Below are 9,903 nucleotides of genomic sequence, written 5' to 3'. Positions count from 1 at the left end.
GCGTATCTGATTCTTCAAGCACTTTCATGATCATCAGGTGATGAGGTGCAATACCGGCGCCGCTCTGCTCCAGTGCTACCCGGAAAACATCCCGGTGAGTCTTCCGATGCATGATCGGTGGAATGCGTACCATCACTTCGATAGTCCTGTCCAAACGTTCATTCTGCATGATTGCCCCCCAAAGGTTCACTATGATAATTATTTATGCGATTAACTATTAACTACATAAATAAATTTACAGCGGCGTGTAAGACTTGTCAATAGGGTTTACACCCATACGATCTGAGGGTTTTCCCCCGTGTTCCAGCCGACCTTATCCAGGCGGATTTCATCAGGTGTACATCATTGCGAGTGACGTTGAGCAATCTCTTTCGGCTTTACAGGCAACGGCTGAGTCCGCCAGCTACACTCAGCAGTATGTGAAGGCAGAAGATGCTCGGATCTTTCCCCCAAAGGGATCGAAGCGACACAGGCTCACTGATTTTGTGGTAATATAATAACCAATTAAGTAGGGGCTTGCCGTAGCCCCTACTTACAGGACCTTGGAAATGCCAAAAACAACCCGCGCCAGAATATTCATCCTTACCGACGATAATGCCCTGATGAGAGAGCTCTCTTCGGCACTTCAGTCCGGAAACCTCGACTGCGTGCGCATTCCGTATAGCAGAGAGGCTATTGTGACGATCGGAGAAGAAAACCCAAATCTACTCATCCTGGACATGGACGCCTTCCGGGGCATTGCCGACGGGCTGGCATTTTCACGACGGCTGAAGACAGAAACCCGGTTGCCTATCATCATCCTTCTGTCCGAGGACGCCCTCGGGGATTTTGGTTTCACGCTGGCCATTGATGACTTCGCCGTCAAACCCTGCAAACCTGTGGAAATGCTGGCCAGGATCAAGAACGTGTTGCTGCGAAAGAGCAACATTGAGAGCGAAAGTCTGATTAAGCACGGCGACCTGATGATCGATCTGGTCAAGTATGAAGTGTCTGTCGCCGGCAGGATAATAGACTTATCCTTCAAGGAATACGAGTTGCTCAAGGTTCTGGTCAGCAATAAGGGCAGGGTGCTCAATCGCCAGATTCTCCTGGACAAGGTCTGGGGATACGACTACTACGGCGGCGATCGTACGGTAGATGTGCATATCAGAAGATTACGCAGCAAGATCGAAGACGCCGACCATTCCTTCGTTCAGACAGTGCGGAATGTGGGCTACAAGTTCAAAGAGGCTGATTCTCCTTAGGATATCACTCGACCTCAAATGTAGGCCTGAATGCGACTTTTCAGCTCTTTGTAGTGGAACAGCCGGTTGAAGTCGATGAGTCCGGCCATCGCTCTGCAATAGGTGCGTAACCCCGTCTCCTCAAGGATCGCCATCGGATTGAGCCCGCCGATGACGATTGCCCCGGCTCTCCCTTCGCTCACCGGTATTTCCAGAAGTGTTTGACCCGGGCGTCCGATCTTCATAAACCCGCCCAGGCCCACCTTCTGCAGCTTGAGCGCCAGTTCCTCCACCAGATCACGGCTCTCCGCCGGAAATTCGCGGAAGCTCGCGCCGATTCGCCCATTGCCGTTTTTGATAGCGCCCACGTAGTCCGTCATGCCGCTGCGGATGAAAACCTCAAGGGGATCGATGCTGGTTCCATCGTAGGTGATGATTTCGACAAAGCGGGTCGGCTTCTTGTCCTTGAGTTCCAGAAGCCCGCCGAAACGAGAGTTGGTGGGAACGCCGTATTTGAGCAACACGCCGTTCAGAGTGATGGAACATACCGTGCCTATTCCTATCATATCCCCCGGCACAGAGATATGTCCGACATGTTCCAATGGCTCCAGGAGCGCCAGAAGATGGCCCATTGCATAGCCTTCTTCATATACCTTACTAATCATATCGACGCGCTTGGCGAATTCCCTGGGATCCACCAGCGTGACGTTGATGACCACTGCCCCTGTTCTATTGGTCAGATCGAACTTCATGCCGTAGGTCATTCGATCGATTTTGGCGGACAAAAAACCCACTCGCTCGATGGTCCGGGAAGAGTCCAGTTCGTCCAATCCCCTGCCGCTGATGATGCGGCCGCGTTTGCCCAGGCTGCTCGTCAGTCCTTCATGGTCCATCTGCTGCAGATACAGGCGCACCGTCCGCTCGCTGACGTCTAACCCTCGCGACAGAAGCTCTTCGGCTATCTTTGAGCTGCTGAGCGGCTTTTCACTGGCTCGCAGGATTTCCAGAATTGCCGATCGTTTTCTCTCGACTCCATGTGCCACAACTGCTGATTTTAGTGCGCGGATAACCGCTTGTCAATTGCCGAAAACATTGCCGCATTGCCGGAATCACATAAAACCGTGCGTCATCAAGCCATTTATACGGCAATATTACCGATTTAACATCACCATTACCGATTACAACCCACTCATAAAAGCCTATGTTACGGTATCGATATTGACACCCGCCGGTCAGAAATGGTATTATCACTCCGGTTTAAACGGCAATGGGTTGCCGTTTGATCGGCAAAATATTACCGTATTCGTTTTCGCTAAATCAGATCAGGAGTTGGCAATTGATCGGGACAGAAACCCAGGAAGTTGAGCGCAAGGTTTTAGCCATTCTGAGAATCGTCAGCGAATCTCAAGAACCCGTCGGGGCGCGCATCGTGGCACGGCGCTTGTGCGACTATGGGATAGACCTGACCGAACGAGGCGTTCGATACCACCTCAAACTCACTGATGAAAGGGGCTTGACCCGCTTGGTGGGCCGTGATGGAAGGCTTGTTACCGACCATGGCAGGGAAGAGATTGCCAGCGCTCTGGTGCGGGACAAGGTAGGATTGGCGCTATCCAGAATCGAAATGCGGGCCTTCCAGACCAGTTTCGATCTGAAATCGAGATCCGGATTAGTGCCGGTAAATGTGTCCCTGTTCCCTAAAGAGAAGTTCAGCAAGGCTCTTGCCGCCATGACTCCGGCATTTCGAGCCGGACTGTGCGCTGGAGACCGGGTAGTTGTAGTATCGGAGGGGGAGCGTCTGGGCGACATGGTTATACCCGCCGGCAAGATCGGATTCGGCACAATATGCAGCGTGCTTATCAATGGCGTGCTGCTCAAATCCGGCATTCCGATGGATTCCCGTTTTGGGGGCATTCTTCAAATTCGTAATCGCCTTCCACTTCGTTTCGTGGAGCTTGTTCATTATGCCGGCTCCTCTCTCGATCCATCCGAAATCTTCATCCGGGGAAAGATGACTTCGGTGGGCCAGGCAGCCAAGCAGGGCAACGGGAAAATACTGGCGAATTTCCGGGAAATTCCCGCCGTTTGCCGCCCCATTGTGGAAAAGGCTATCGCCGGCTTGAAAGAAGCAGGTCTGCACGGAGTGCTGATGATGGGCACCACCAGCGAATCGGTGTGCGAAACCCCGGTTGATCTTAACAAAGTAGGCATGATCCTCATCGGCGGTATGAATCCGATCGCCGCGGCCGAGGAAGTCGGAATCCAGGCCGATAACAAAGCCATGAGTGCGGTTGTTGACTATAAGGCGTTGACCGTATTCGAAGAACTGCTGAAATGAACCAGTAGCAGTGGTAGAAAGATCCTAAGGAATAATCCTGCGCGGCCACTCCAATGGTTGTGCGGAGAGAAACAGAAAGGAGTAGAACAAATGTCAGAGATCAATCCATTCGAAATCGTTCAAAGGCAAGTGGACAAATGCGCGAGCATACTGAAACTCGAACCTCATGTGACGGAATTCCTCAAGACCCCGATGCGGGAACTCCATGTGTCCCTTCCGGTTCGCATGGACAACGGCTCGATCAAGATATTCGAGGGCTTCCGCGTACAATATAATGACGCCAGGGGACCTGCCAAGGGCGGCATCCGATTCCATCCCGAGGAGACGATTGACACTGTACGGGCGCTGAGTGCATGGATGACATGGAAAGTAGCCCTTGCTGACGTGCCTCTGGGCGGTGCCAAAGGCGGCATCATCTGTAACCCCAAGGAGCTGTCGCAGGGTGAACTCGAGCGTCTCAGCAGAGCCTATATTCGGGCCATAGCCCCATTCATCGGTCCGGAGAGGGATGTGCCGGCGCCTGATGTTTACACTACTCCACAGATTATGGCCTGGATGATGGACGAATACTCCGTCATCGCCAATAAACCGCAGTTCGGCGTTATCACCGGCAAACCGCTGGCTATCGGCGGCTCCAAGGGACGCGGCGACGCCACTGCTAAGGGCGGCATGTACACTATCCGAGAGGCGGCCAAGGAACTCAAGATAGACCTCAGCAAAGCCACTGTTGCCATTCAGGGTTACGGCAACGCCGGGTACTATGCGGCCAAACTGGTTGAGGAAATGTTCGGCTCCAAGGTCATAGCGGTCTGCGATAGCCAGGGCGGCTGCTATTGCAAGACCGGCATTAATTCTGAGGAAGCCAGCACTGTCAAGGCCAAAACCGCCTCTGTCTGCAACCTGAAGAAAGGGGACAAGATCACCGGTGAAGAACTTCTTGAACTGGACGTGGATATCCTGATCCCGTCCGCTATCGAAAACGTCATCACCGAAAAGAACGCGGGCAAGATCAAGGCCAAGATCGTGGCTGAACTGGCCAACGGTCCGACCACACCTGAGGCCGACGACATTCTCTACAGTAAGGGAATCCACACCATCCCCGACTTCCTCTGCAACGGCGGCGGCGTGACCGTCTCTTATTTTGAGATGGTACAGAATTTCAGTATGTATTATTGGGAAGAGGCCGAGGTTTATGAGCGGCTCGATAAGAAGATGACCACTGCCTATCACTCGGTTTATGATCTGCACAAAGAATTAAAGATCAATATGAGACAGGCGGCATATTGCAAGGCTATCCAGCGTGTGGTAGAAGCGATGAAGCTCAGAGGCTGGGTATAGTCGGCAAAAATAACGGCAAAAATTGACGTTATTCTGGCACCAAAGAGGGGCTCCGGTTTCATGGAGCCCCTCTTTTTTATCTCCGCGAGACATCTCCCTCCTCCGTTCGGGGAGACATGGTCCCCGATGTGCAATCCTCCTGATACAGGTGCATCCGGCATTTGTGCCGAAAACAGCTGCTTTTTGACATCATCCCCCTTCCCAAAAACTCCCTTGACATAGCGTCGATACTTGTATATGATAGGTAATCGTCATCCGACGGCAAACAGTTGCCGACTATCCTATAAGTCATCCGAGGGAGAAACACAGCTTTGATCGGAATCGAATCCCAGGAAGTGGAGCGGAAAATCATTGCCATCCTGAGAATCATCAAGGACTCTGTTGACCCGGTAGGCGCCCGGATCGTGGCCCGTCACCTCCAGGGACACGGGATCGATCTCACTGAGAGAGCAGTACGCTACCATCTCAAATCGATGGATGAGCGAGGGCTGACGCGTCTGGTCGGGCGGGACGGCAGGCTGATTACCGAGCATGGCCTCGAAGAACTAAAGAGCGCCCTGGTCCAGGACAAAGTCGGATTTGCCATCTCCAGAATTGAGATACTGGCTTTCAAAACCAGTTTCGATTGGAAAACCCGCTCCGGTTCTCTACCGGTTAACATATCCCTCTTCCCCAGCGGTAAATTCAGAAAGGCGTTGCAGGCAATGGCTCCAGTGTTCAGGGCCGGGCTCTGCGCCGGTGACCGCATAGCCGTGGCTCAAGAAGGGCAGCCCATCGGCAATCTGATTGTCCCGGAGGGAAAGGTGGGAATAGCCACAGTCTGCAGCGCCGTGGTCAATGGCGCGCTGCTCAAAGCAGGTGTTCCCATGGATTCTCGATTCGGTGGCATCCTCCAAATTCGAAATCACGTGCCATGGCGCTTCGTAGAACTGATTCACTATGCCGGATCGTCGCTCGATCCTTCCGAGGTTTTCATCCGGGGAAAGATGACCGCAGTATCTCAAGCGGCCCAAAAAGGAAACGGAAAAATACTGGCCAACTTCCGGGAAATCCCTGCGGTTTGCCGTCCCCCGGTAGAGGAGGTGGTAAACGGACTGAAAGAAGCCGGGCTGGGTGCTCTCTTTCTGATGGGGAACACCAGCGAGTCAGTCTGCGAAATACCCATAGGGCTGAACCGGATCGGAATGATCCTCATAGGGGGGATGAATCCGATAGCCGCCGCTGAGGAAGCCGGCATCGAGGCAGAAAACAAAGCGATGAGCAGTATTATGGATTATCAGGCTTTAACCAAGTTTGAAGAGTTATTGTAACAAAAAGGGAGGATATCGAAATGAATCTGCAGCGACCCAATGCCAATGACGCCACCCGGACAGCCAATCGTTCCCGGAGCATAGTTCCCTCAAGCGGACTGTGCAGCCGATGTGTCGACGGCTGTACGGGAAACTGCGAAGTGTTCAAGGCCACCTTCCGCGGCCGGGAACTGATTTACCCCGGGCCATTCGGCGAAATCACCGCCGGTGGCGATAAGGACTACCCCATCGATTATTCTCATCTGAACATCCAGGGTTATGCTCTGGGTGCTGAAGGATTGGGCAAAGGAGTCATCGGCGATCCGGATACCGCCACGTTCCCCGGGGTCAACACAGAAACCGAATACGGCTGGAATATTAAAGTTAAGATGAAAGCGCCTATCTTCACCGGCGCCCTCGGCTCCACCGAAATCGCCCGCAAGAACTGGGAGCACTTCGCCGTTGGTGCGGCTATCTCTGGAATCACTGCTGTCTGCGGTGAAAATGTCTGCGGCATAGACCCGGGATTGAAACTCGATGCCAAGGGCAAGATCACCCTCTCTCCGGATATGGACCGCCGCATCGAGCAGTATCGTCGATACCATCAGGGCTACGGTGAAATCCTGGTGCAGATGAACGTGGAAGATACGCGTCTGGGAGTTGCCGAATACGTCAGCAAAAAGCACGGCCTGAACACCATCGAGCTCAAGTGGGGTCAAGGCGCCAAGTGTATCGGCGGAGAGATAAAGGTCGATTCGCTGGAGCGCGCCCTGGAACTTCAGAAACGCGGGTATATCGTCACCCCTGATCCTTCGAGCCCGCTAAATCAGGCGGCCTTCAAAGACGGCGCCATCAAGGAATTCGAGCGCCACAGCCGGCTGGGGTTCATTGATGAAGAGGGCTTTTACAATGAAGTTCAGAGTCTGAGAAAACTGGGATTCAAGCGCGTTACTTTAAAGACAGGTGCCTATGGGCTCCGCGAACTGGCGATGGCCATCAAATGGGGTTCGAAAGCCAAGATCGACCTGTTGACTATCGATGGTGCTGGCGGCGGTACCGGCATGAGCCCCTGGCGGATGATGGAGGAATGGGGCATGCCCAGCCTCTACCTGCATTCTGCAGCCTACGAATTTTGCAAAAAGCTCTCTGACAAAGGCGAGCGCGTGCCGGATATCGCCTTTGCGGGTGGATTCAGCAGCGAAGACGGCGTATTCAAGGCTCTCTCACTGGGTTCTCCATTCGTCAAGGCCGTCTGCATGGGCCGTGCTTTGATGATCCCGGGAATGGTCGGCAAGAACATCGACGCCTGGATCAAGCAAGGAAAACTCCCCAATACAGTCAGCCAGTTCGGCTCAAAGGTCGAGGAGATATTCGTCTGTTACGAGGAAGTAAAGAACCTCGTCGGCTCCAAGGAAATCAACAACATTCCGCTGGGAGCGATAGGCATTTACAGCTACAGCCAGAAGATCAAGGTGGGCTTGCAGCAATTGATGGCAGGCGCAAGGCGCTTCAACCTGGGCGTGATGAGTCGCCAAGACCTTATGTCCCTTACCGAAGAGTGCGCCAAAGTCACCGGAATCCCCTATCTGATGGACGCCTATCGGGACGAGGCGATGCAGATACTGGAGAGTTAAGGGCAACCAACTTCAAAAATTATCCTATTGGACGGGCTCCGAAAAATCGGAGCCCGTCTGCTATAATTGAAATGAATCGTGGAGAGCACAAAATGAAGAAAAGCCTTCGAGAAGCCTCCGCCGAAAAGAAGCAACTTTCCCAGATGAGGAAGTCATTTGCCACGGTGCGCACGCGTCAGCGGGACAACGCAGGGAGAATTCCCGATCTGGCAGAAAGAAAAACCAGGCTCAAAGCGGCAAGAGAATGCGCTGTTGGCAATAGAAATCTTCTGGAAGAGGCCGTCAAAAACCTGAAGGCATGGTATCGGGGTAAGGCTGGCTAAGACTCAGGAAGAAGCTATTGCTTTTGTTCTGGAAGATATCGGATCAGAAAAACTGGTGGTCAAGGCCAAGTCGAACGTTACCAAAGAGATCGATCTTGCCAGAGAACTGGAATCGCGCGGAATCGAGGCGGTTGAGACCGATATCGGGGACAGGGTGGTTCAGATAGCCGGGGAAAAACCTTCCCATCCGACAGGTCCGGCAAGCCACCTTTCCAAAGAGCAGATCGCCGAAGTGCTCTCTGCCCATTTTGGCCGGGAGATTCCCGCCGATCCACTCATCCTCACCCAAATCATCCGGGACGAGGTGGCGGCTAAGATCGAAGCGGCCAATATCGGGATCACCGGGACCAATGCCATAGCTGCTGATGAAAGAGCGATCCTGATCCTTCACAATGAGGGGAATGTTACCGAGGTGATGATACGACCGCAAAAGCACATCATCCTGGCGGGCATCGATAAAATCTACCCTGATCTTGAGGAAGCGCTGAACATGGCGCGACTGCAAACCTATTACGCCAACTAACGCTGTCATTACCTCTTTCATCAATATTCTCAGTGGGCCGAGCAAGACCGCCGATATCGAAAAGAAGCTGGTCAAAGGCGTGCATGGGCCGAAATCGGTCAGCCTAGTTTTGTTGGATAACAAGCGGAGCGAGATCGCCGCCAGCGAATTCAAGGAGATTCTCTATTGCCTAGGTTGCGGTGAATGTCTGTTGCATTGCCCTGCATACGCGGTTTATGGGAACAGGTTCGGCAGCGATCACCACCTGGGCGGGCGAGGCGTCCTGTTTTCTTCCCTCTCCGAAGGTATAACAAAAGACCCCAAAACCGAGCTTTCCTCCTGCTTAAGCTGCGGGCATTGCCGGAAGGAATACCCTGTGAGGATCGACACGACGGGATTGGTCACCAAGCTTCGCCATGAATATCCCACTATGATTCCCGAAGCGCATCTGGAGAATGCCTATCGCTTTACCGAGTCGCACCTCAAGTGGGCGTTTGCCGCTGCCCGGCTGGAAATTCTGGCTTTGCTGGCATCGGCCTTGAGGGTAGAAATAGGGATTACTTTAGTCACTTTTTATCCAGTATAAATCTGATAGCTTCATAGCGATTTTGGACGCCCAGCCTTAGGTAGATATTCTTCAGATGATTCTTCACCGTCGATACTTCCAAATTAAGGACTTGGGCAATCTGTTTGTTACTCATCCCTTCCGTTAAAAGATTCAAAACCTCATACTGTCTCGCCGTCAATGCATCGTTAGTCACTTCTGCGCATTCGGTCCGGTACGATTTCAAATTATCGACCATTTTCTGTAGAATTGGTTTGACTGATGGTGGGAGTGGGATTGTATGCCCCAATGCTAGGGATCGAATATTTGAGATCAGCTCATCCGGAGACTGACCATAAATATAACATCCGCTAGCCCCCAGTAGGATCGATTGTGCCAGTGTATAGGGGTCCCCGATAACTGTAAGGATCAGGACTTTAGCATCGGGACGCAGATGCACTATTTTGGCGGTAGCCTCGATCCCTCCGACGCCTGGCATGCGAATATCCATTAACACAACATCTGCAAAGTTATTCTTTATCCATTCAATGGCTTCGGCCCCGTCCGCAGCTTCTCCGACAATATTAAGGAACCTCTGATCAAGTCCGCCAAAGAATCAATTCAGCGGAATTCCCTCCATCGAATAACGTCGGAGTGTGGCTTTTCGGTGGTTCTGCCCTCTGAATAACCCCTTTTCGGGGGATTTCCGGGA

At 52.7% G+C, this 9,903-nt stretch carries 10 protein-coding genes; 8 read left to right on the top strand and 2 right to left on the bottom strand.

Annotation, left to right across the window (positions count from 1 at the left end; translation table 11 throughout):
• Positions 1-548: 548 nt before the first annotated feature.
• Positions 549-1,244, top strand: coding sequence for a response regulator transcription factor (locus PHV74_12395; protein ID MDD5095156.1), 696 nt, complete (start codon positions 549-551; stop codon positions 1,242-1,244).
• Between the two features lie 14 nt (positions 1,245-1,258).
• On the opposite strand, the gene PHV74_12390 is transcribed toward PHV74_12395, so the two are convergent.
• Entirely contained in the window at positions 1,259-2,266 is a 1,008-nt protein-coding gene (locus tag PHV74_12390) for an NrpR regulatory domain-containing protein (protein ID MDD5095155.1), read from the bottom strand.
• 293 nt (positions 2,267-2,559) lie between these two features.
• On the opposite strand from PHV74_12390, the gene PHV74_12385 reads away from it, so the two are divergent.
• From PHV74_12385 to PHV74_12355, 7 genes are all read left to right on the top strand, one after another.
• Positions 2,560-3,561, top strand: a complete 1,002-nt coding sequence (locus tag PHV74_12385; protein ID MDD5095154.1) for an NrpR regulatory domain-containing protein — start codon at positions 2,560-2,562, stop codon at positions 3,559-3,561.
• Between the two features lie 90 nt (positions 3,562-3,651).
• On the top strand, positions 3,652-4,899 hold the full coding sequence (locus PHV74_12380; protein MDD5095153.1) for a Glu/Leu/Phe/Val dehydrogenase: 1,248 nt from the start codon (positions 3,652-3,654) through the stop codon (positions 4,897-4,899).
• Between the two features lie 311 nt (positions 4,900-5,210).
• A complete protein-coding gene (locus tag PHV74_12375; protein ID MDD5095152.1) occupies positions 5,211-6,209 on the top strand; it encodes an NrpR regulatory domain-containing protein in 999 nt (332 codons plus the stop codon).
• Positions 6,210-6,229: 20 nt separating this feature from the next.
• Positions 6,230-7,822: an FMN-binding glutamate synthase family protein gene (locus tag PHV74_12370; protein MDD5095151.1), complete on the top strand. Its 1,593-nt coding sequence runs from the start codon at positions 6,230-6,232 to the stop codon at positions 7,820-7,822.
• A 92-nt stretch (positions 7,823-7,914) separates the two neighbouring features.
• Positions 7,915-8,145: a hypothetical protein gene (locus tag PHV74_12365; protein MDD5095150.1), complete on the top strand. Its 231-nt coding sequence runs from the start codon at positions 7,915-7,917 to the stop codon at positions 8,143-8,145.
• Positions 8,146-8,182: 37 nt separating this feature from the next.
• On the top strand, positions 8,183-8,668 hold the full coding sequence (locus tag PHV74_12360; GenBank protein MDD5095149.1) for an LUD domain-containing protein: 486 nt from the start codon (positions 8,183-8,185) through the stop codon (positions 8,666-8,668).
• A gap of 112 nt (positions 8,669-8,780) precedes the next feature.
• Positions 8,781-9,233: a 4Fe-4S dicluster domain-containing protein gene (locus PHV74_12355; protein ID MDD5095148.1), complete on the top strand. Its 453-nt coding sequence runs from the start codon at positions 8,781-8,783 to the stop codon at positions 9,231-9,233.
• Here the strand turns inward: PHV74_12355 and PHV74_12350 are convergent.
• On the bottom strand, positions 9,214-9,774 hold the full coding sequence (locus PHV74_12350; protein MDD5095147.1) for a response regulator transcription factor: 561 nt from the start codon (positions 9,772-9,774) through the stop codon (positions 9,214-9,216). The two genes, PHV74_12355 and PHV74_12350, sit on opposite strands and share 20 nt — an antisense overlap.
• Positions 9,775-9,903 lie beyond the last annotated feature (129 nt).

It is taken from the genome of Dehalococcoidia bacterium, assembly GCA_028711995.1.
GTDB lineage: Bacteria > Chloroflexota > Dehalococcoidia > SZUA-161 > SpSt-899 > JAQTRE01.
This window is presented reverse-complemented; position numbering and strand designations above follow the sequence as displayed.